Origin of the sequence: Paracoccus sp. Ld10, from assembly GCF_045064235.1 — a bacterium.
Taxonomy (GTDB): domain Bacteria; phylum Pseudomonadota; class Alphaproteobacteria; order Rhodobacterales; family Rhodobacteraceae; genus Paracoccus.
Genome location: NZ_JBISHD010000027.1, coordinates 294,681 through 316,421, shown reverse-complemented (window position 1 = coordinate 316,421; position 21,741 = coordinate 294,681). Strand labels below are relative to the sequence as shown.

The window sequence follows — 21,741 nt, the reverse complement described above, 5'->3', positions numbered from 1 at the left end:
GCCGTTTTCTCAAGAAGTTTCTGGGGATCGACCGTCGTGATCGTTGATACGTTGTTGGTGCTGGGCGGACTGGCGCTGCTGGTGTTCGGGGGCGACCTGCTGGTCAAGGGCGCCGTCGGGCTGTCGCTAAAACTAGGCATGACACCGCTGGTCGTGGGCCTGACGGTTGTGGCCTTCGGAACGTCGGCGCCCGAACTGCTGGTGTCGCTGTCCGCGGCGCTTGGGGGGGCCAGCGGCATCGCGATGGGCAATGTCGTGGGCTCCAACATCGCCAACGTGCTGGTGATCCTGGGCGTCACCGCGATGGTATCGGTGATCGTGACCAAGGGGCACGATCTGCGCGAAAGCTGGGCGATGATGATCGTGGCATCCCTGTTGCTGATCGGTGTCGCATCGACCGGGGAGATCGGCCGCCCCCAGGGCGCGATGTTGCTGCTGGCGCTGGGCGCGGTCCTGTGGCGACAGCTGTCCACCGGCAGCGCGGATCAGGCCGATCTGGACGGCACGACCCATGGCGCAGGCTGGGGCCGCATCGCCCTGTGGCTGGGCGCGGGACTGGTGCTGTTGCCGGTGGGGGCGAACCTGCTGGTCAGCGGCGCCACCGACATCGCCCGCGCCTTTGGCATCAGCGAGACCGTGATCGGCCTGACGCTGGTCGCGATCGGCACGTCGCTGCCGGAACTGGCGGCCTCGGTCGCCTCGGCGCTCAAGGGTCGGGCGGACATGGCATTGGGCAACGTCGTGGGGTCGAACATCTTCAACATCCTGGCCATCCTGGGGATCACCGCAATGGTCTCTCCGCTGCCCATCCCGCCGGAAATGATGCGGTTGGACCTGTGGGTGATGCTGGGCGCGTCCCTGCTGCTGTTCCCGTTCCTGTTCCGCGGCATCAGCCTGACACGACCGGTGGGGGCGGTGTTTCTGGCCGGCTATGGCGCCTATGTCTGGGTGCTGCTGTGACCGGCGTCGCACTGGTCACAGGGGCGGCCCGCAGGCTTGGCCGCGCGATGGCGCTGGAACTGGCGCGGCGCCGCCATGACGTGGCGATCCACTATGCCGGGTCCGCCGAGGATGCCGACCGCACCGTCGCCGATGCGCGCGCCCTGGGCGTGCGGGCGCAGGCGTTTCAGGTCGACCTGTTGGACGCCGACGCGACCGCGGCGCTGATCCCGGAGGTGGCGCGGGCGATGGGACCGCTGACCGTGCTGGTCAACAACGCCTCGATCTTTGAATATGACACGATGCACAGCGCGACGATGCAGGGGTGGGACCGGCATCTGGGGTCGAACCTGCGCGCCCCGTTCCAACTGATGCAGGCGTTTGCCGCGCAATGCCCCAAGGCGCAGCCGGACGAAAACGGCGAACCACAGTCGCAGGGCCTGGTGGTCAACATGGTCGATCAGCGGGTGTTGAAGCCCACGCCCGAATTCATGACCTATTCCATCGCCAAGGCCGCGCTGTGGTCGTTGACGCGCACCGCGGCGCAGGCCCTGGCACCCGACATCCGCGTCAATGCCATCGGCCCCGGCCCGACCCTGCAGGGCGCCCGCCAGAGCGACCGCCATTTCGCCGCGCAGAGGGCCGCAACCGTGCTGGGCAGGGGGGCGGACTCGCACGGCATCTCGGGCGCCCTGGGGTACTTTCTGGACGCCCGTGCGGTCACCGGACAGCTGATCTGCGTCGATGGCGGTCAGCACCTGGGATGGCGCACGCCCGATGTCGTGGGGCTGGAATAGGCCCGATCCGGAACGATTAGGCGATTTTGTCCACGGAGCCGTCAAATCCCGTCGCAACGTGCGGATTCTGCAAGATTTTTCTGTCCACAACCCGGACGAATAAAAATTATCCAACGATAACAGCGCTGTTTCTATCTGCCCAAAATAAAGGCAACTTCACGGAACTGTAACGATTGCTGGCCCTGCAGGGTCATCCTCACAGCTCACCCACAGAATTATCCACAGATTCCGTGGAAAGCTTCTTTCTTGCCTTCGCTCTCCGGAACTTGCAGCGGGGGCCAGAATCACCAAGTTCATGTCATGACCCAGAAAACCGGCCACGCCCTGATCCAGGATTATCTTCGCACGCTGGACAACAGTCCCGGCGTCTATCGCATGCTGGATGCAGGACAGGCGGTTCTGTATGTCGGCAAGGCGCGCGATATGCGCGCGCGGGTGTCGAACTATGCCCGTCCCTCGGGGCATTCGGGGCGCATCGCGCGGATGATCCGCGAGACGGCGTCGATGATGTTCCTGACCACCAACACCGAGACCGAGGCGCTGCTCTTGGAGCAGAACCTGATCAAGCAGCTGAAACCGCGCTACAACGTCCTTTTGCGCGACGACAAATCGTTCCCGAACATCCTGGTGGCCAAGTCCCACGACTATCCCCAGATCAAAAAGCACCGCGGCGCGAAATCGGAAAAGGGCGACTATTACGGCCCCTTTGCCAGCGCGGGGGCGGTGAACCGCACCCTGACCCAGCTGCAGCGCGTGTTCCTGCTGAGGAACTGCACCGACAGCGTGTTCGAGAGCCGCACGCGTCCCTGCCTGCTGTTTCAGATCAAGCGCTGCAGCGCGCCCTGCGTGGGCCGCATCAGCGCGCCCGACTATAACGCGCTGGTCAATGACGCAGAACGGTTCCTGCAGGGCAAGACCACGACGATCCAGTCCGATCTGGCGGCCGAGATGGCCCGCGCGGCCGAGAATATGGAATACGAACGCGCCGCCGCCCTACGCGACCGCATCAAGGCGCTGACCGCCGTGCAGTCGGTGCAGGCGATCAACCCCAAGGGCGTGGCCGAGGCCGACATCGTGGCACTGCACATGGAGGGCGGGCAGGCCTGCGTGCAGGTCTTTTTCATCCGTGGCAATCAAAGCTGGGGGAACCGCGATTTCTATCCGCGTCTTGGCGGCGCCGAAAGCGCGGACGAGGTGATGCAGGCGTTCCTGATGCAGTTCTATGACAACACCCCGCCGCCGCGCCAGATCCTGTTGTCCCACCCGCCCGAGGACCCTGACCTGACCGCCGATGTCCTGTCGGAACGCGCGCGCCGCAAGGTCGAGGTGGCCGTTCCCCTGCGCGGCGAGAAACTCGATCTGGTCACCAATGCCCTGCGCAACGCGCGCGAAAGCCTGGCCCGGCGCATGTCCGAAAGCGCCACCCAGCTGCGCCTGCTGGAGGGGCTGGCCGACGCGTTCGAACTGCCCAGCCCCCCGCGCCGGATCGAGGTCTATGACAACAGCCACATCATGGGCACCAACGCGGTCGGTGGCATGATTGTGGCGGGGCCGGACGGCTGGATCAAGAACCAGTACCGCAAGTTCAACATCAAGGGCACTGAGATCACCCCCGGCGACGATTTCGGCATGATGAAGGAGGTGCTGACCCGCCGTTTCACGCGCCTGCTCAAGGACGATCCAGACCGCCAGACCGAAGCCTGGCCCGACCTGCTGCTGATCGACGGCGGCGCCGGTCAGGTGTCCGTCGTCCACGAGATCATGGCTGAAATGGGGGTCGAGGACATCCCGATGATCGGCGTGGCCAAGGGTCAGGACCGCGACCATGGCAAGGAGGAATTCCACCGCCACGGCCAGCGCCCCTTTGCCCTGCGGATGAACGACCCGGTGCTGTATTTCGTCCAGCGCCTGCGCGACGAGGCGCATCGGTGGGCCATCGGCACCCACCGCGCCAAGCGCGCGAAATCGCAGATGGCCAACCCCCTGGACGAGATCGCGGGCATCGGCGCGTCGCGCAAACGCGCCCTGCTGCAGCATTTCGGCAGCGCCAAGGCCGTGGGACGCGCGGGCCTGACCGATCTGCAGGCGGCACCGGGCATATCCGCGGCAATGGCGCAAAAAGTCTATGACCACTTCAATGCCAAGGGATGACACCCCCGGATCACAGCTGCGCCAGCGGCGCGTTCGCCCTTTTCAACGGTCGCGGCAGGGACTAGCGTGCGGGCATGCGCTGGAACATTCCGAATATCCTGACCCTGTTGAGATTGTTGGCGGCCCCCGGGGTCCCGCTGATGTTTCTGTATTTTCACAGGCCCTGGGCCGATTGGGCAGCGCTGGCGCTGTTCCTGCTGGCGGCGGTCACCGACTGGTTCGACGGCTATCTGGCCCGCGCCTGGAAACAGGAGAGCCGCTTTGGCGCCGCGATGGACCCGATCGCGGACAAGGCGATGGTGGTGATCGCGCTGGTGGTCATCACCGGTTATTCGGGGATGAACCCGTGGCTGATCCTGCCGGTGACGATCATCCTCTTTCGCGAGGTGTTCGTGTCCGGCCTGCGCGAATATCTGGGCGACAAGTCGCGCCTGCTGGCGGTGACCAATCTGGCCAAGTGGAAGACGACCCTGCAGATGGTCGCCATATCCGTGCTGTTTCTGGGCACCGGGCTGGCCTATGTCGAAAACGGTGCGGCGCCGCGCGTCGGAGAGGTCGGGCTGGTCTGGTCGGGCAGTCTGGCTGCGTTTGCGACCTATGCCGGGCTGACGCTGATCTGGATCGCCGCCGCCCTGACGGCCTGGACGGGCTGGGACTATTTCGTCAAGGCGCTGCCCTATCTCAAGGAGCCCAGCCGTGACGGTTGAGGTGCTGTATTTCGCCTGGCTGCGCGAACGCGTGGGCCATCCGCGCGAAACGGTCGCAACCGATGCAGCGACCCCGCGCGCGCTGATCGCCGAACTGACTGCCCGGTCCGACGGCCACGCCGCGGCATTTGCCGACATTGCGTCCCTGCGCTGCGCCGTGGACCAACAGCTGACCGATCTGGATGCGCCGTTGATCGGCGCCCGAGAGGTTGCGTTCTTTCCGCCGATGACGGGGGGCTGATGACCGCCCGCGTCCAGTCCGACCCCTTTGATCTGGCGACCGAGCTTGCGGGCTTTGGCGCGGGGGCCGGTGCGGTCGTGACCTTTACCGGCATCGTGCGCGACGACGGCGGCGTTCTGGACGCGCTGGAGATCGAGCATTACCCCGGCATGACCGAACGCGCGCTGATCGATCACGGTCTGGCTGCGGCATCGCGGTTCGGCCTGTCCGACTGGCGGATCATCCATCGATATGGCCGCATCGCGGTGGGGGAACAGATCATGATGGTCGCCACCGCCGCCCGCCACCGCCGCGCGGCCTTTGACGCGGCTGATTTCCTGATGGACTGGCTGAAATCCCGCGCCCCCTTCTGGAAGCGCCAGATCGCGCACGACGGCACAACCAGCTGGGTCGCCGCCCGCCCCGAGGACGAGGACGCACTGACCCGGTGGTGATCGTCGTACCCGTACCCGGACCCGTTTGCGGTTGCCGCCCGTGACCCGGCCCGACCTGCGCGCCCTGTTGCGCACCCATGCCGAACTGCTGACCTTTTGCGCGCTGACGCTGGCCGCGCTGTGGGTGGCGTTTCGCGGCGGCTGGTTCTTTGCGGTCGTGGGCGGGGCAGGGGCGCTGGTCGCGGGCAGCCTGGCGCTCGGCGCGCTGCGCCGCACGCCCTTTCGGCGCGCGGTTGCCGCCCCCGGCGTGGTCGAGATCGTCGAGGGTGCGATCCGATATTACGGCGCAACCGACATGGGCGGAGAGATCCCCCTGCGCGACCTGTCCGAAATCCGCCTGCTGCGGTTGGACGGGCATGCCCATTGGCGCCTGCGCAGCCAGACCGGAGAGGCCCTGTTGATCCCCGCCGACGCCGCAGGGGCCGGGGCGTTGGCCGATGCCTTCACCGCGCTGCCGGGGCTGGACATGGGCGCGGTGTCGGCGGCACTGGCGCATGTGGCCCGACAGCGGGACGCAATGCGCACCGTTTGGCGGAGGCCGGGCTGAGGCGGCTTGACTTGGCACGCCCGCGTTGCCACCTGTGACCGACCGGAAACCCTTGAAAGGCCTCATTGTCCATGTCCATACCCCAGCAGGGCGGAGGCCCCATCGAACATCGCGACCAGCTGGCCGCCTATATCGCCAGCGGCGAAAAGCCCAGGGACGCCTGGCGCATCGGCGTCGAGCACGAGAAATTCGGCTATGACGACGCGCGCAAGATGCCGTTGCCCTACGAGGGTCCGGCATCGATCACGGCCATGCTGGAGGGGTTGCGCGACCGATTTAATTGGACCCCGGTGCTGGAGGCAGGCAAGCTGATCGGGCTGGAACGCGACGGCGCGAATGTCAGCCTGGAACCGGGCGGCCAGCTGGAGCTGTCCGGCGCGCCGCTGGAGACGATCCACCAGACCTGCGACGAGGTGAACGGCCATCTGGCCGAGGTCGAGGCCGTCGCCGCCGATATTGGCGCGGGGTTCATCGGGCTGGGGGCCGCCCCGATCTGGGCCGCAGGCGACATGCCGATGATGCCCAAGGGGCGTTACCGCCTGATGACCGACTACATGGGCCGGGTCGGCACGCTTGGCACCCAGATGATGTACCGGACCTGCACCGTCCAGGTGAACCTGGATTTCGCGTCCGAGGCCGACATGGTCCAGAAGATGCGCGTCGCGCTGGCGCTGCAGCCGGTGGCAACGGCGCTGTTCGCCAATTCGCCCTTTCTGGACGGCAAGCCGAACGGCATGAAATCCTGGCGCGCGCATATCTGGCAGAACCTGGATGCGGCGCGGACCGGCATGCTGCCTTTCGTGTTCGAGGATGGGTTCGGGTACGAGGCCTGGGTGGACTATGTCCTTGATGTGCCGATGTATTTTGTCTATCGCGACGGGAAATACATCGACGCCCTGGGCCAGAGCTTTCGCGATTTTCTGAAGGGCCAGCTGCCGGCTCTGCCGGGCGAGGTGCCGACCCTGTCGGACTGGGCCGACCACATGACCACCGTGTTCCCCGAGGCTCGCGTCAAGAAATACATCGAGATGCGGGGCGCCGATGGCGGCCCGTGGCGGCGGCTGTGTGCGCTGCCGGCGCTGTGGGTCGGGCTGACCTATGACCAGGGCGCGCTGGATGCCGCGACCGATCTGATCAAGGATTGGGACGCCGAGACGCGCGAGGCGCTGCGCGTGGCTGCAGGCCGCGACGGGCTGCAGGCGCAGGTCGGTGGCGTCAAGATGCACGATCTGGCCCGAGAGGTTCTGGCCATCGCCGAGGGCGGCCTGAAGGCTCGCGCCCGGTCCGGCAATGACGGGCTGGTCCCCGACGAGACGCATTTCCTGAACGCGCTGAAGGAAAGCGTCGACAGCGGCAAGGTCCCCGCCGACGAGCTGCTAGAGAAGTACCGCGGCGCGTGGGACGGCGACCTTACGCGGATCTATGACGACTATTCCTACTGACCGCCGGGTTGCGTCCCGCGACGTGCCGGGGGGACGTCCCATCCCCCCGGACCCCCCTTGGGCGTCACGCCCGACCGCTGGACGCACGCGAGTGTGAGGGGCGGCTGCCCGTCACGTCTTGATCTGGACGGCCAGTGGTGGCACCCCGGCATAAAATGCAGGGGCATGCGATGCGTGGTGATGTGATGCAATGGATGGGCCGTCTGGTGGCCGTGGTCTTTGGGCTGGGGGTTCTGGCGCTGCTGGGTGCGGTCGCGGTGCTGGTCCGGCAGGCCGAGGGCGTGCCGCCCTGGCCGATCTTTCTGGGGCTGCTGGGACTGGTCGCGCTGATCCTGCTGGCGGGGGCGTGTCTTGCGCTGATCTCTATCGCGGTTTCGGCGCGGCGCGGGGCCGAGGCGCTGCAGCGGCTTGGCGGCACGCTGCCCGCCGCGGTTGCCGAGCCTGAGCCCGAGCCTGTCGCGCAGATGCAGGGGCCGTTCACCCCCACCGGGCTGGCCGACGCATCCGCGCGCCCGGTGCGTCCGGGGCGCAGTCTGGTCGCCACGCGCTGAGCGTTACTTGCGACCGATCCGGGGTTCGGTTCCGGTCAGCAGGCGGCTGATGTTGGCATGGTGCCGGACGAAGATCAGCACCGCCATGAACGCCGCCACCGCCGCGATGTCGGGCCGTCCCAGGCCCCAGGCAAAGACCGGGGCCAAGGCGGCGGCCAACAGCGCGCTGAGGCTGCTGATACGGGTGATCGCCGCCGTCAGCGCCCAGGTTGCGCAGGCGATCAGGCCCAGGGGCCAGTTCAGTGCGATCACCGTTCCCAGAAAGGTCGCGACCCCCTTGCCGCCCTTGAACCGCAGCCAGACCGGAAAGCAGTGGCCCAGAAACGCCGCGCCGCCCGCCAGGATCGCCGCGCCTTCGCCGCCGAAATGGCGGGCCAGCAGGACGGCGATGGCGCCCTTGCCCGAATCCAGCAACAGGGTGGCCAGTGCTGCGCCCTTGTTGCCGGTCCGCAGCACGTTGGTCGCGCCGATGTTGCCGGACCCGATCTGGCGCAGATCGCCCAGGCCAAGGGCGCGGGTAATGACCAGGCCAAAGGGCACGGATCCCAGAAGATAGCCGAAGAGCGCCCAGAGGATCATGCGGTCTCTCCAAAAACGGGGGTGCCCGCGACCCAGGTGCCGATCACGCGCCCCTGCATCCGCGCACCGTCAAAGGGCGTGTTTTTGGATTTGGACAACAGCGCGAACCGGTCCAGCACAAAGGGCGCGTCGGGGTCGAACAGCACCAGATCGGCGGGCGCGCCGTCGGACAGGCGGCCTGCGGACAGGTTCAGCCGCCGGGCAGGGTTCAGCGCCATGGCACGAAACAGCTGCGGCAGGGTCAGCCCGCCCTGATGATACAGGCGCAGCGCCGCGGGCAGCAGGGTCTGCAGGCCGACGGCACCGGGGGCGGCGGCCTCGAAGGGCAGGCGTTTCGATTCCTCGTCCTGGGGCGTGTGAAAGCTGGCGATGGTGTCGATCAGCCCCTGCGCCACGGCATCGACCATGGACAACCGGTCATCCTCGGACCGCAGGGGGGGCGTGAACCGGAAAAAAGTCCGGTAATCGCCCACGTCGAATTCGTTCAGCGTCAGGTGGTGGATCGAGATCCCTGCCGTCACGTCCAGCCCCGCGTCGCGCGCCCGCGCAAGCGCAGGCAGGCTGGCCGCCACGGTGATCTGGTCGGCGTGGTACCGCCCGCGCGTCATCGCCATCAGGCCCAGATCGCGGTCCAGACCCATCACCTCGGCCATGGGGGACACGGCGGGGATGCCGTAAAGCGACGCGAACTTGCCGCTGGTCGCCGCAGCGCCATGCGACAGCGACGGGTCCTGCGGATGGCCCACGATCAGCGCGTCCAGGCCCCGCGCATAGGTCATGCAGCGGCCCAAGAGCTTGGTGTCGCGCACCACGCGCACGCCGTCGGTAAAGGCCACCGCGCCCAGATCGGTCAGGAAACCGATCTCGGTCATTTCGCGGCCCTCGCGGGATTTGGTCAGGGCGGCCATGTGGCGGATGTGGACGGGCGCGTCGCTGGCGCGGCGGGCGACGAATTCCAGCGCCTCGGGCGTGTCGATCGGGGGCGTGGTGTCGGGTCGCGCGATGATCGTGGTGACGCCGCCCGCCGCCGCCGCGCGGCCCGCGCTGCGAAAGCTTTCCTTGTGGCGTTCGCCCGGTTCGCCGATCTTGACGCCCCAATCGATCAGGCCGGGCGCCAAAGCGCGGCCGCGACAGTCGATGACGGTGGCACCGTCCGGGGCCGGGTCCTCGGGCGCGCCGCGTCCGGCGATGCACCCGTCGGTGACGCGCAGGCTGCCCATGGCGTCGGTCTGTGCCTCGGGGTCGATCAGGCGGGCGTTGCGAAAGATCAGGTCCATCACGGCTCTCCGACGGCGGTGCGGCCACGCAGGCTGCGCAGGTTGCGGGCCAGCAGGTCCAGGGCGGCCATGCGGACGGCGACGCCCATCTCGACCTGGTCCTGAATGACGCTGCGATTGATGTCGTCGGCGATGGTGCCGTCGATCTCGACCCCGCGGTTCATCGGGCCGGGATGCATGACGATCGCGTCGGGGGCGGCCAAGGCCAGCTTTTCGGCGTCCAGCCCGAAACGATGGAAATATTCGCGTTCCGACGGGATGAAGCCGCCATCCATCCGCTCCTTCTGCAGGCGCAGCATCATCACCACGTCGACGCCCTTCAGGCCTTCTCGCATGTCCTCATACAGCTCGACCCCCATGTCGGCGACGCCCGCGGGCATCAGGGTCGCGGGGCCGATCAGGCGGATGCGGTTCTCCATCTTGCCCAGCAGGATCAGGTTCGACCGGGCCACGCGGCTGTGGGCGATGTCGCCGCAGATGGCGATGGTCAGCCGCTGCAGGCGACCCTTGGCGCGGCGGATGGTCAGCGCGTCCAGGAGGGCCTGCGTCGGATGTTCGTGCCGCCCGTCGCCCGCGTTGATCACCGCACAGTTGACCTTTTCCGCCAGCAGGTTGACCGCGCCGGAATGCGGATGGCGCACCACCAGCAGGTCGGGCTGCATCGCGTTCAGCGTCAGGGCGGTGTCGATCAGCGTCTCGCCCTTTTTGACCGATGACTGTGCGACGGCCATGTTCATGACGTCGGCGCCCAACCGCTTGCCCGCCAACTCAAAGCTGGCCTGGGTGCGGGTCGAGTTCTCGAAGAACATGTTGATCTGGGTCATGCCGGCCAGCGCGTCGGAATGTTTCACCGTGCGGCGGTTCAGGCTGACGTAATCTTCGGACAGGTCCAGCAGCGACACGATCTCGTCGGGCTTGAGATGGTCGATGCCCAGCAGATGGCGGGCGCGAAAGCTCATCAGAGGCCTCCTGGGGGGACGGTGTTCGCGCGATCTATCGCAGATGGGGCAGGGGGCGGCAAGCCGCGGACGGGCACCCGCCCGCCGCCGGACCGGATTTCCTGCAGGACGTGCAACTGGCCCCCTTGCCGCATTTTGCGGCTGCAGATATGGCAGGGTCATGCACAGCCGATACCGCCCCCATGTTCTTGCGACCCTGTCGTTGGGCCTGCCGCTGATCGGCAGCCACCTGGCGCGCATGGCCATCGGCGTGGGCGACACGGTCATGGTCGGCTGGTACGGGGTCGTGCCGCTGGCCGCCCTGGTCATCGCGACCAGCTTCTTTCACATCCTGTTCTTTCTGGGCATGGGTTTCGGCATCGGCGTCCTGGGCCTGATCGCGACCCATGTCGCCGCCGGCCGCGAGACCGAGGTCCGCCGCGGCGCCCGCATGGCGCTGTGGCTGTCGGCGGGGTTCGCGCTGGCCGTGATGCCGCTGATGTGGTGGTCCGAACCGATCCTGCTGGCCCTGGGCCAGACCGACATGGTCAGCGCGCTGGCGCAGGACTACCTGCGCATCGCGGGCTGGGGTCTGGCGGTGGTGCTGGGACAGCTGACCCTGTCCTCCTATCTGGCCGCGCTGGAGCGGACGCAGGTCGTCATGTGGGTCACGCTGGCCGGGCTGCCGCTGAACCTGGCGCTGAACTGGGTGCTGATCTTTGGCAATCTGGGCGCGCCGGAACTGGGCGTGCGGGGCGCGGCCATCGCCAGCGTCATTGTCCAGGTGGTCCAGCTGCTGGCCCTGATCGCCTATGCGGCCTGGGTGCCCGTCGCGCGCAAATACAACCTGTTCCAGCGGTTCTGGCGTCCCGACTGGCAGGCCATGCGCCAGATCGCGCGCATCGGCTGGCCCATCGGCCTGACCATGGTGGCCGAGGGCGGGCTGTTCGTCGCCTCGAACATCATGATGGGCTGGATCGGCACGCCGCAACTGGCCGCCCATGGCATCGCGCTGCAGATCACCTCGATCACCTTCATGGCGCATCTGGGGCTGTCCAATGCCGCGACCGTCCGTGTGGGTCAGGCCAAGGGTCGGGGCGACGCTGCGTGGATGCGCGATGCGGCCGTGACCGTGGTGTGGATGTCGCTGGCCTTTGCCGCCGTGGCCATCACGCTGTACCTGCTGTTTTCCGAACAACTGGTGCGGCTGTATCTGGACCCGACGGACCCGCAGGCCCCGCAGATCGTGGCACTTGGGGCGATGCTGTTGATGTATGCCGCGCTGTTCCAGTTGACCGATGCGTTCCAGGTGATCGCCCTGGGCTTTCTGCGCGGGGTCCAGGATACCCAGGTGCCGATGTGGATCGCGGGCTTCAGCTATTGGGTCGTGGGCATGCCGGTGGCATGGGCGCTGGCCTTTCCGTTGGGCTTTGGCCCCGCGGGGCTTTGGCTGGGCCTGTGCGTCGGACTGACATTCGCGGCTGTGCTGCTGATGCGGCGGTTCTGGCGCGGGCTTGCGCGCGGGGACTGGACCCGCGCCGCGGCCACGGTCTAACCTGCCCCCAAACAGGAGCTTTCCCATGCGCGCCGTCTTTGTTCAGTTCCGCTGCGACCCCGGCACGACCTATCAGGTCGCCGAGGCCATCTACGACCGCGAGGTCGTCAGCGAGCTGTATTCCACCTCCGGCGATTTCGACCTGATCGCCAAGGTCTACATCCCCGAGGATGAGGATGTCGGCCGGTTCCTGTCCGACCGGCTGTTCGACATCCCGCATATCAGCCGCACCATGACCACCATGACGTTTCGCGCGTTCTGATGCCGCATTTCACGCCCTTGGTGGCGGGCCTGCCAGCGACCGTGCCGTTTGTCGGCCCCGAAACGCTGGAACGCCGCCGCGCCGCGCCCTTTGCCGCCCGCCTTGGCGCGAACGAGAGCGCGTTCGGGCCCAGCCCGCTTGCCGCCCGCGCCATGCGCGAGGCCGTGGGACAGGTCTGGAAATACGGCGACGCGCCCAGCCATGATCTGTCCCATGCGCTGGCGGCCCATCACCGGACGACCCCCGACGCCATCATGGTCGGAGAGGGGATCGACGGTCTCTTGGGCAACCTGGTGCGGATGATGATCGCGCCGGGCGATGCGGTGGTGACGTCGGACGGGGCCTATCCGACGTTCAACTATCACGTCGCGGGGTTCGGCGGCGTCCTGCACAAGGTGCCATACCGCGACGACGCCGAGGATCCCGATGCCCTGCTGGAACGCGCCCACGCGACGGGTGCGCGGCTGGTCTATCTGGCCAACCCCGACAACCCGATGGGCAGCTGGCATGACGGCGCGGTGATCACGGCCATGCTGGACCGGCTGCCGCGCGACTGCCTGCTGGTGCTGGATCAGGCCTATGCCGAATTCGCGCCCGCATCGGCTATTCCCGACATTGCGGCGGACGATGCGCGGGTGATCCGCATGCGGACCTTCTCCAAGGCCTACGGTCTGGCCGGGGCGCGCATCGGCTATGCGATCGGTGCTCCCGACCTGATCGCGGGGTTCGACCGGGTGCGCAACCATTTCGGCGTGAACCGCATCGCACAGGCGGGCGCGCTGGCCGCGCTGGCCGATCAGGGCTGGCTGGCCCATGTCGTGGCCGAGGTTCAGGCCGCCCGCCTGCGCATCGCCGACATAGGCACCGCCAGCGGACTGACCGCGCTGCCTTCGGCCACAAATTTCGTGGCGCTGGACACGGGCCGCGACGGCGCGTTTGCCCGCGCCCTGATCGCCGCGCTGGAGGGGCAGGGCGTGTTCGCCCGCATGCCCGGTGTCGCACCGCTGGACCGCTGCATCCGCATCAGCTGCGCGCCAATTCATGAACTGGACGTGTTCGAAGACGCGTTGCCCCGCGCGCTGGCGGCCCTTGGTTCCGCATGAACCGGCGCGGGGCCTCCTCGGCGATGGCCTGACGCATCTGCAACCGCGCGATCCTAGTCAGCAGGGCCGCGCGTTCGGGGCCTTAAGTCGAATCAGCCAGACGCGCCTGCGCGATGATCGCCGCTCTCTCCGAACGATCTTCTGCGGCCGCACGCCAACCAGCGCCACCCTCAAGCCCCCGCTGTCGCTGCATCCGTCCTGACCTGCATGCCGGGCCGCTGCTGTCGCAAGCCCACCCCGACGCGCGCCGATCACTCGCCCGGTGATCCGCTCTGGCCAACGCCACCCAGGCACCCCCTGCGGTTCTCCTGTGCCGAAATACCCACGGCCCGGCCACCCTACCAGGCGCGCCGGGCCATGGGGATTACATCGCCGCCAACTGTGCCAACGCGGCTTGCAGACGGGCGATGTCGTCCTCCAGCGCGGCCAGCTTGCCGGTGGTTTCCTCGATCACCTCGGCATCGGCGTTCTCGACGAACTTGGGGTTCGACAGACGCTTGGACAGGCCGTCGGCATCCTTGCGCAGCTTGCCCTCGGCCTTTTGCAGGCGCGCGGTTTCCGCCGCCACGTCGATCACGTCGCCGATGGGCAGCGCGAAACTCGCCCCCTGCACCGACACGGCGATCATGCCCTTGCCCGCGACCCCGTCGGCGGCGGGGTTCACCCGCGCCAGCCGCTCGATCAGCGGACCGTTGGCGGCCAGCGCCGCGCGGGCGGCCGCGTCCGCCTCGGTCACGACCAGGTCCAGCTTGGCGCCCGCCGGCACGCCCATCTGCGCCCGCGCGGACCGCACGCCCTCGATCAGCGCGATGACCCAGTTCATCTGCCGGTCGGCCTCTGCGTCGATCAGGTCGGCGCCCAGTTCCGGCCAGTCGCCATGGACCAGCATGCGGTCGCGGTCCCCGGTCAGCGCCCACAGCTCCTCGGTGACGAAGGGCATGATCGGGTGCAGCATGGCAAAGCACTGGTCCAGCACCCAGCCCATCGTGGCCCGCGTCTCCTCGGCATGCTCGCCGTCGAACAGCGGCTTGGCGAATTCCACGTACCAGTCGCAGACCTTGCCCCAGACGAAGGCGTAAAGCCCTGTCGCCGCATCGTTGAAACGATAGGCGGCCAGCGCCTCGTCGACAGCCATCAGGATGCGTGCCGTCTCTCCGATGATCCAGCGGTTCACGGTATGGCTGGGTTGTGGCCGCTCGCCGCCGCCGCGCACGCCGTTCATCTCGGCGAAACGGGTCGCGTTCCAGATCTTGGTGACGAAATTGCGGTTCACCTCGACATGCTTGGGCCCCAGCTTGGGGTCGCGCCCCATCGCCGCCATGCTGGTCAGCGTGAAGCGCAGCGCATCCGCGCCATAGGCATCGACCAGCGTCAGCGGGTCGATCACGTTGCCTTTGGACTTGGACATTTTGGCGCCCTTTTCGTCGCGCACCAGCCCGTGGACATAGACGGTGCGGAACGGCACGTCGCCCACGACCTCCAGCTGCATCATCATCATCCGGGCGACCCAGAAGAAGATGATGTCAAAGCCCGTGACCAGCACGTCGGTCGGGAAATACCGCTCCAGCTCCGGCGTCTTTTCCGGCCAGCCAAGCGTCCCGATGGGCCACAGGCCGGAGGAGAACCACGTGTCGAGAACGTCGGGATCGCGCTCAAGAATGACTGTGACCGTCTCTAAGCCTAACCGAGGGTCGCCGACCAAACGTTTGCCGGGATTCGGCAGCATCCGCTGGCCATCATTTTGAAATTTATCTTCCGTTATGCGCTCGGCGACTTCGACGTTTTCGCCGAAGCGTTCCCGGACCTTTACGGCAACCTCGTCAAATGTTGCGGCGCAATACTGGTTGCCCTCGGCGTCGTACCAGACCGGGATCTGGTGGCCCCACCACAGCTGGCGGCTGATGGTCCAGGGCTCGATGTTTTCCAGCCAGTTGAAATAGACCTTCTTGTGCTGCTCGGGCAGGATCTCGGTGCGGCCCGACCGGACCGCCTCCAGCGCGGGTTCGACGATGCGCTTGGTGTCCACGAACCACTGGTCGGTCAGCATCGGCTCGATCACCACGCCGGACCGGTCGCCAAAGGGCTGCATGATCGGCTTGGCGTCGATCACGGGGCGCCGCTCCAGATGCTCGGCCCCGGTTTCCGGCTCGATCTCGCGGTGCAGATAGGTGACGGCCAGGCCCTCGGCGGTGATCGCGTCGATGACCCGCTTGCGGGCGTCGAACCGGTCCAGGCCGCGCAGATCGTCGGGGACCAGGTTCACGGCCGTGACGTCGCCCACATCCTCGCCCGCCGCGGCCCGCGTCGCGATGGCGGCGCTGTCGGCATAGGACAGCCCGTCGGCGCGCATCGCGCCCTTGGTGTCCAGCAGCGCATAGAGCGGAATGCCGTTGCGCATCGCCACGCCATAGTCGTTGAAATCATGCGCGCCGGTGATCTTGACCGCGCCGGACCCAAAGGTCGGGTCGGGGTATTCGTCGGTGATGATCGGGATCAGGCGGCGGTGTTCCTTTGGGCCGACCGGAATCTCGACCATCCGGCCCACGATGGGGGCATAGCGTTCGTCGGACGGGTGGACCGCCACCGCGCCGTCGCCCAGCATCGTTTCGGGGCGGGTGGTCGCGATGCTGATATAGTTGCGCGTCTCGCGCAGGGTCACGCGGCCGTCGGCGTCGCGTTCGACGTATTCATAGGTCGCGCGTTCCCCGGTTTCAGGATTGACGGCCAGCGGGTACTTGAAGTGCCACATGTGGCCCGGAACCTCGCGGTTCTCGACCTCCAGATCGCTGATCGCGGTCTCGAAATGCGGGTCCCAGTTCACTAGCCGCTTGCCGCGATAGATGATGCCCTTGTTGTACAGGTCCACGAACACGCGGATCACCGCGTCGTGGAAATTGCCCTCTTCGCCCGTGGGGGCACCGGGGGCGCCGGACATGGTAAAGGCGTTGCGCGACCAGTCCGCGCTGGCGCCAAGGCGCTTCAGCTGGTTGATGATCGTGTCGCCGGATTCGCGCTTCCAGTCCCAGATCTTGGCGGTGAAAGCCTCGCGGCCGATCTCGCGGCGACCGGGTTCGCCCCGTTCTGCCATGCGGCGCTCGACGACCATCTGCGTCGCGATGCCCGCATGGTCCTGACCCGGCTGCCACAGCGTGTCGAAACCCCGCATCCGGTGCCAGCGGACCAGGATGTCCTGCAGCGTGTTGTTCAGCGCGTGGCCGATATGCAGGCTGCCGGTGACGTTTGGGGGCGGGATCATCACGGTAAAGGTTTTAGGCCGCCGGGCATTGGCCCCGGCGGCAAAGGCGTTCGCAGCCTCCCATCCGGCCGCGATCCGGGCCTCGGCATCCGCCGCGTCAAAGCTTTTGTCCATCGTCATCGCATCACCCCATCTGTTGCAGCGGGATTAGCGAATGCAGGGCCAAAGGCCAAGCCCGTCAGCGGCAGTCCGTTACTGCATATCGAGGATGGGGGCAAAGCCGCCCCAGAACATCCGTGCCCCGTCAAAGGGCATGTCGCCCATCTCGGGGTGGTCCTCGGTCATCATCGCGGCCCATGCGGCATCCGCGGTCGCGCGGTCGGGCCATTCGATCCAGGAAAACACCGGCACCTCGTCGCCGGTGGCCTGTGTCGCGCGATAGAAATCGGTCTGCTTGCCATGGGGCACGTCCTCGCCCCAGCATTCGACCATGCGCAGCGCGCCGTGACGTTTGAACATCGGCCAGGCCTTTTTCGCGTGATCGACATAATCGTCGCGCTTGTCCGCGGGAACGGGCGCCACGAAACCGGAATAATAGGTCATCGCATCCTCCATTGCATCGGTGGCGGCACTGTCCGCCCGTTGGGGATTCGATGCAACAACCGATCCGCCTAGACGGCACGATCCAGCTTGGTCGCCAGATGGATCAGGCTTTCGGACGACCGCACGCCCTCGATTACGCCGATGCGGTCCAGCGTCTCGTCCAGTTCGGTCGTCGAGGACGTCGCCAGTTGCAGCAGCAGGTCGACCCGGCCGCTGGTGGTGTGGACGCGTTCGACCTGGGGCAGGGTCTTGAGCCGCGACAGCACGGCGGGCTGGGCACGGGGTTCGATCACCAGAAGGACGGTGGCATGGATGCGGGCGCCGCGCGCGGTCTCGCCAAGGCGCAGGGTGTATCCGGCGATGGCGCCGGTCCCCTCCAGCCGTTCCAGCCGGGCCTGCACGGTCGACCGGGCGACGCGCAACCGGCGGGCCAGGACCGCCACCGACATGCGCGCATCGCCCGACAGCTGCGCCATGATGTTGCGATCCAGATCGTCCAAACCCGCGCCCACCTGCCTGTTTCGTCAAAATGACATGAACTGCGTCATAATAACCGGTGCGCGATGCGATTCTAGCCTTTTCATCGGTGAAATCGGAACCCAAAAGCGCCATTCTGGGTTGCAGGACCGCAACCCATCATCCAGCCTCGTGCGAAAGGAACCGCAATGGGACAACAGAAGACCGTCTGGGAAAATCCGGCCGAGGTCATTCGACATCTGGCCCCGGAACATCCGGTCATGGTCTTCGCGCCGACGGTGCTGCAGGACCGTGCGCGGCAATTCATCGACGGCTTTCCGGGGCTGGTGACCTATGCGGTCAAATCGAACCCCGACGAGGCCGTGATCCAGAATCTGGTCGCCGCCGGCATCCGCGGTTTCGACGTGGCATCCCCGTTCGAGATCGACCTGATCGGCCGCATGGCGCCGCATGCCGCGCGCCATTACCACAACCCCGTCCGCGCCCGGTCCGAGATCGCCCATGGCGTGTCCCAGAACATCCGTGCGTGGTCCGTGGACAGCCGGTCCGAACTGAACAAGCTGTTCGATCAGGTGCCCACCCATGTCGACGGCAAGGGGGTCGAGATTTCCCCGCGGTTCAAGCTGCCGGTGTTGGGCGCGGCCTATGATTTCGGGTCCAAGTTCGGTGCCTCGCCCGAACTGGCTGCCGAATTGCTGGCAGAGGTCGCGCGCCGCGGCTATGTCCCGTCGCTGACATTCCATCCGGGCACGCAATGCACCGACCCCATCGCATGGGAAAGCTATATTCGCGTGTCCAAGGACATCTGCGACATGGCGGGTGTGCGCGCAGTGCGGCTGAACGTGGGCGGGGGTTTCCCGTCGCATCGCGTCATCGGGGTCGAGCCTGACCTGACCTCAATCTTTCAGGAAATCGCGGACACCGTGACCGAGATGTTCGGCACCGACGCCCCTGAACTCGTCTGCGAACCGGGTCGCGGCATCGTGGCCGATGCCTATGCGCTGATCACCCGCGTCAAGGGCGTGCGCGACGGCGGCCACGTGTTCCTGAACGACGGCGTCTATGGCGGTCTGGCCGAGCTGCCGATCATCGGCAACATCGATCGCATCGAAGTCATGACCCCGCAAGGCACCCCACGTCAGGGAGAGGCCGGCGGTCGCGTCATTTTCGGTCCGACCTGCGATTCGGTCGACCGCCTGCCCGGCGAACTGGCCCTGCCCGACACGGTCCAGGAGGGCGATTTCGTCGTCTTTCACGGGGCCGGCGCCTATTCGACGGTCACGAACACCCGCTTCAACGGTTTCGGTGCGATGACCAACGCGACCGTGATGCGGCTGTCGTAACGCTTCGCTCATGCCCCCATGCTAGGATCGGGGGCATGAGCGTGATCAGACCACCCACCACCCATGTCGTGTTGATGGACGGCACATTCGCGTCGCTGGCCGACGGCAGGCGCAGTTCCATCGGCCGCATCCACCGCCTGCTAACCGGACAGCTGGGCGCCATGCCACCTGGTCGTGTCCGCGTCCATTACGGCATGGGCCAGCAATGGACGCGCTGGCGCACACTGCCTGACCTGGTCATGGGCCGTATCCTGCAATCCCGCATCACCGATGCCTATGGCTGGCTGGCCAGCGGATATCGCCCCGGCGACCGTATTTTCATGCTGGGCTATTCGCGCGGTGCGTTTGCCATCCGCAGCCTTGCGGGGATGATCAGCCGTGTCGGCCTGTTGCACGCGCATGCCGCGACAGAGCGTCATATCCGGCTGGCCTGGCGCTATTACCATCAGGGCGGCACGCCACAGGCGATGGCCGCGTTCCGGCGGCGGCGCTGTCACGCACAGGCGCCGATCCGGATGGTCGGCTGTTTCGACACGGTGATGGCCCTGGGCCTGCGGCTGCCGGTGTTGTGGATGCTGACCGAGCCGCGGTTCCGATTTCACGACGCGCATCTGGGGCAGGGGATTGAGCACGGGTTCCAGGCCCTTGCCCTGGACGAAACGCGGGCGGCCTTTGCGCCACTGTTGTGGGACGATGATCATGCTGCAGGCCAGATCGAGCAGATGTGGTTTCGCGGCGCGCATCCCGATATCGGCGGACAGCTGTCAGGCATGGAGTTTGCGCGCCCCCTGGCAAATATTCCGCTGGTCTGGATGCTCGACAGGGCCGAATCGGTTGGGTTGCCGCTGCCGCCCGGTTGGCAGGCGCTGTTTCCCTGTGATGCGACGGCGCCGTCGATCGGGTCATGGCGCAACTGGGGCAAGGCCTTTCTGGCCCGGGCCCCCCGCATTGTTGGTCGATACACGACCGAGACGGTGCATCCGACGGTGCCCGTGCCGTTGCCCGGCCCTGCACACCTGTCGTCCCAGCTGGTTGCGCATGATTTGCACGCCCGGTCCGCTGCCATCGTGGTGCGCTGGCGCCGCCCGCCCACCGATCCGGCCTAGCATGGAGATTGTGTTCTGATCCGCTACCAGGAAGGGGTGGTCGCGGCCAAGACGGCAGCAGAGAGGACATCAGCGGATCTGTCGGCCGTCTTGCAACGAACCAAGCGTCATCTGGTTCGCCGCTGGAAACGCCTGATGGGCCGTCGTTTTGCGTCAGCGACACGACCCAACGTGGAACATGGTCCTGATACAAGGCTGCCCATCGGACAGTTCCGCCCGGTACCCTTTCGGCCTGGCGATCACGCCCCGTTTTTCAGCGCCCACGCTGCAGGTCCAGGGGGCGCCTTGGAAAAGGTCGCCTTGATCATCAACGTCCTTGGACCGATGCCCGTGATAGCCAGACCTGCTGTGGTTCGGACAAAAACCTTTCTATCGCCTCATCGGGTCCCGACCGGCTGATCGTCCCTCGTCGCATCCGAGGAACGCCGATCGGTGCGATTGTCAGGGCCAGTGCCGCCAACAACCCCGACATCATCAAGTGGCCATAGTTCCTTGCAAGGCATGGATTATCCAGAAACCGTTAACGGGCGGGTCCAAAGCCTCTGGCTAACCACTGTCAGTTTTCAGGCGACGGCCTCCAGCCCTGCCTTTGGGCGCACGCCCAGGGCGGCGCAGACGTCGCGGGTCAGTTCGGGACGGTTCAGCGTATAGAAATGCAGCTGGTCCACGCCGCCCGCGATCAGCTTTTCGCACAGGTCCACGGACAGGTCGGTTGCCAGCGTGCGCTGTGCGTCGGGGCCGTCCAACGCCGCCAGCTGGAACGCTTCTTCGGCCCAGTCGGGCACGGTGGTGTTGCAGGTCGCGGCGAAACGCTTGGTCCCGGCCCAGCTTTGCACGGGCAGCAGGCCGGGGATGATCGGCGCGTCGATACCCGCCGCGACGCATTTGTCGCGGAAACGGAAAAAGGTTTCGGGTTCGAAAAAGAACTGTGTGATGGCGCTGCTGGCACCGGCCTCTATCTTGCGTTTCAGCCAGGTCACGTCGGCATCGGTATCGGCGCTGTCGGGATGGGGTTCGGGATAGGCGCCACAGCGGATGGTCATGTCGCCGCGGGCGGCGATCGCCTCGATCAGCGCGACCGAATTGTCAAACCCGTCGGTATGCGGGGTGAAGCGGTCGGCATCCTTGGGTGCGTCGCCACGCAGGGCCACGATCTCGGTGATCCCGGCATCGGCATAGGACTGCACGATCTCCATCGTTTCGGCGCGGGTGGCCTCGACGCAGGTCAGGTGGGCCGCGACCTGCAGCCCGAACTGGCGGTTGATCGTGGTCACGGCCTCATGCGTCAGCTTGCGGGTCGTGCCGCCGGCACCATAGGTGACCGACACGAAATCGGGGGCCAGCGGGGCCAGCACCTTGGCGGTCTCCCACAGCTTGAAAGAGGCTTCCAGCGTCTTGGGCGGAAAGAACTCAAAGCTGATCTTGGGCGTGGTCATGGCGAATCCCTTTGTGTTGGTGGATCTTGTGCCACGCGGCTTGGCGTGAGACAAATT

Annotated in this window: 21 protein-coding genes; 14 read left to right on the top strand and 7 right to left on the bottom strand. The window is 66.6% G+C overall.

Annotated elements, in window-relative coordinates; all coding sequences use genetic code 11:
• Nucleotides 1-36 precede the first annotated feature (36 nt).
• From ACJJVR_RS09885 to ACJJVR_RS09845, 9 genes are all read left to right on the top strand, one after another.
• Nucleotides 37-960 carry a calcium/sodium antiporter gene (locus ACJJVR_RS09885; RefSeq protein ID WP_405404167.1) on the top strand — a complete coding sequence of 308 codons (924 nt, stop codon included), beginning with the start codon at nucleotides 37-39 and terminating at the stop codon, nucleotides 958-960.
• A gap of 47 nt (nucleotides 961-1,007) precedes the next feature.
• A complete protein-coding gene (locus ACJJVR_RS09880) occupies nucleotides 1,008-1,736 on the top strand; it encodes an SDR family oxidoreductase (RefSeq protein ID WP_405404447.1) in 729 nt (242 codons plus the stop codon).
• A gap of 300 nt (nucleotides 1,737-2,036) precedes the next feature.
• Complete coding sequence (gene uvrC, locus ACJJVR_RS09875; RefSeq protein WP_405404166.1) at nucleotides 2,037-3,887, top strand: excinuclease ABC subunit UvrC; 1,851 nt, start codon at nucleotides 2,037-2,039, stop codon at nucleotides 3,885-3,887.
• Nucleotides 3,888-3,961: 74 nt separating this feature from the next.
• Nucleotides 3,962-4,594 (top strand): CDP-diacylglycerol--glycerol-3-phosphate 3-phosphatidyltransferase, encoded by a 633-nt coding sequence (gene pgsA / locus ACJJVR_RS09870; protein ID WP_405404164.1) that lies wholly within the window; start codon nucleotides 3,962-3,964, stop codon nucleotides 4,592-4,594.
• Nucleotides 4,584-4,835 (top strand): molybdopterin converting factor subunit 1, encoded by a 252-nt coding sequence (gene moaD / locus ACJJVR_RS09865; protein ID WP_405404162.1) that lies wholly within the window; start codon nucleotides 4,584-4,586, stop codon nucleotides 4,833-4,835. The genes pgsA and moaD overlap by 11 nt, the downstream gene beginning before the upstream one ends.
• Nucleotides 4,835-5,269, top strand: coding sequence for a molybdenum cofactor biosynthesis protein MoaE (locus ACJJVR_RS09860; protein WP_405404161.1), 435 nt, complete (start codon nucleotides 4,835-4,837; stop codon nucleotides 5,267-5,269). Before moaD ends, ACJJVR_RS09860 begins: the two co-directional genes overlap by 1 nt.
• Nucleotides 5,270-5,309: 40 nt before the next feature.
• Nucleotides 5,310-5,816 carry a hypothetical protein gene (locus tag ACJJVR_RS09855; protein ID WP_405404160.1) on the top strand — a complete coding sequence of 169 codons (507 nt, stop codon included), beginning with the start codon at nucleotides 5,310-5,312 and terminating at the stop codon, nucleotides 5,814-5,816.
• Between the two features lie 71 nt (nucleotides 5,817-5,887).
• Complete coding sequence (locus tag ACJJVR_RS09850; RefSeq protein WP_405404158.1) at nucleotides 5,888-7,258, top strand: glutamate--cysteine ligase; 1,371 nt, start codon at nucleotides 5,888-5,890, stop codon at nucleotides 7,256-7,258.
• A 170-nt stretch (nucleotides 7,259-7,428) separates the two neighbouring features.
• Nucleotides 7,429-7,809, top strand: a complete 381-nt coding sequence (locus ACJJVR_RS09845; RefSeq protein ID WP_405404157.1) for a hypothetical protein — start codon at nucleotides 7,429-7,431, stop codon at nucleotides 7,807-7,809.
• Nucleotides 7,810-7,812: 3 nt separating this feature from the next.
• Here ACJJVR_RS09845 and plsY read toward each other — a convergent pair whose 3' ends face one another.
• The 3 genes from plsY to ACJJVR_RS09830 are packed head-to-tail and all read right to left on the bottom strand — an operon-like array spanning nucleotide 7,813 to nucleotide 10,624.
• Nucleotides 7,813-8,388 (bottom strand): glycerol-3-phosphate 1-O-acyltransferase PlsY, encoded by a 576-nt coding sequence (plsY, locus tag ACJJVR_RS09840; protein WP_405404155.1) that lies wholly within the window; start codon nucleotides 8,386-8,388, stop codon nucleotides 7,813-7,815.
• Nucleotides 8,385-9,665, bottom strand: a complete 1,281-nt coding sequence (pyrC, locus tag ACJJVR_RS09835; protein WP_405404153.1) for a dihydroorotase — start codon at nucleotides 9,663-9,665, stop codon at nucleotides 8,385-8,387. The genes plsY and pyrC overlap by 4 nt, the downstream gene beginning before the upstream one ends.
• The gene (locus tag ACJJVR_RS09830) at nucleotides 9,665-10,624 is read right to left on the bottom strand and encodes an aspartate carbamoyltransferase catalytic subunit (protein WP_405404151.1); all 960 of its coding nucleotides are present in this window, start codon (nucleotides 10,622-10,624) and stop codon (nucleotides 9,665-9,667) included. The genes pyrC and ACJJVR_RS09830 overlap by 1 nt, the downstream gene beginning before the upstream one ends.
• A gap of 160 nt (nucleotides 10,625-10,784) precedes the next feature.
• On the opposite strand from ACJJVR_RS09830, the gene ACJJVR_RS09825 reads away from it, so the two are divergent.
• From ACJJVR_RS09825 to ACJJVR_RS09815, 3 genes are read left to right on the top strand one after another with little or no spacing between them, the layout of a single operon-like run.
• The gene (locus tag ACJJVR_RS09825; RefSeq protein ID WP_405404150.1) at nucleotides 10,785-12,158 is read left to right on the top strand and encodes an MATE family efflux transporter; all 1,374 of its coding nucleotides are present in this window, start codon (nucleotides 10,785-10,787) and stop codon (nucleotides 12,156-12,158) included.
• A 25-nt stretch (nucleotides 12,159-12,183) separates the two neighbouring features.
• Nucleotides 12,184-12,420, top strand: coding sequence for an Lrp/AsnC family transcriptional regulator (locus ACJJVR_RS09820; RefSeq protein WP_405404148.1), 237 nt, complete (start codon nucleotides 12,184-12,186; stop codon nucleotides 12,418-12,420).
• The gene (locus tag ACJJVR_RS09815; RefSeq protein WP_405404146.1) at nucleotides 12,420-13,523 is read left to right on the top strand and encodes a pyridoxal phosphate-dependent aminotransferase; all 1,104 of its coding nucleotides are present in this window, start codon (nucleotides 12,420-12,422) and stop codon (nucleotides 13,521-13,523) included. Before ACJJVR_RS09820 ends, ACJJVR_RS09815 begins: the two co-directional genes overlap by 1 nt.
• A 364-nt stretch (nucleotides 13,524-13,887) precedes the next feature.
• Here ACJJVR_RS09815 and ACJJVR_RS09810 read toward each other — a convergent pair whose 3' ends face one another.
• The 3 genes from ACJJVR_RS09810 to ACJJVR_RS09800 all read right to left on the bottom strand — a co-directional run bounded on the left by ACJJVR_RS09810 (nucleotide 13,888) and on the right by ACJJVR_RS09800 (nucleotide 17,822).
• Nucleotides 13,888-16,899, bottom strand: coding sequence for a valine--tRNA ligase (locus tag ACJJVR_RS09810; RefSeq protein WP_405404144.1), 3,012 nt, complete (start codon nucleotides 16,897-16,899; stop codon nucleotides 13,888-13,890).
• A 72-nt stretch (nucleotides 16,900-16,971) separates the two neighbouring features.
• On the bottom strand, nucleotides 16,972-17,322 hold the full coding sequence (locus ACJJVR_RS09805) for a DUF1428 domain-containing protein (protein ID WP_405404141.1): 351 nt from the start codon (nucleotides 17,320-17,322) through the stop codon (nucleotides 16,972-16,974).
• A 68-nt stretch (nucleotides 17,323-17,390) separates the two neighbouring features.
• A complete protein-coding gene (locus ACJJVR_RS09800; RefSeq protein ID WP_405404140.1) occupies nucleotides 17,391-17,822 on the bottom strand; it encodes an Lrp/AsnC family transcriptional regulator in 432 nt (143 codons plus the stop codon).
• Between the two features lie 165 nt (nucleotides 17,823-17,987).
• Between ACJJVR_RS09800 and ACJJVR_RS09795 the strand changes: the two genes are divergently transcribed.
• Together ACJJVR_RS09795 and ACJJVR_RS09790 are read left to right on the top strand one after the other, a co-directional pair.
• Complete coding sequence (locus ACJJVR_RS09795) at nucleotides 17,988-19,142, top strand: type III PLP-dependent enzyme (protein ID WP_405404138.1); 1,155 nt, start codon at nucleotides 17,988-17,990, stop codon at nucleotides 19,140-19,142.
• A gap of 35 nt (nucleotides 19,143-19,177) precedes the next feature.
• The gene (locus tag ACJJVR_RS09790) at nucleotides 19,178-20,248 is read left to right on the top strand and encodes a DUF2235 domain-containing protein (RefSeq protein ID WP_405404137.1); all 1,071 of its coding nucleotides are present in this window, start codon (nucleotides 19,178-19,180) and stop codon (nucleotides 20,246-20,248) included.
• 563 nt (nucleotides 20,249-20,811) lie between these two features.
• On the opposite strand, the gene metF is transcribed toward ACJJVR_RS09790, so the two are convergent.
• Nucleotides 20,812-21,684, bottom strand: coding sequence for a methylenetetrahydrofolate reductase [NAD(P)H] (gene metF, locus ACJJVR_RS09785; RefSeq protein WP_405404135.1), 873 nt, complete (start codon nucleotides 21,682-21,684; stop codon nucleotides 20,812-20,814).
• Nucleotides 21,685-21,741 lie beyond the last annotated feature (57 nt).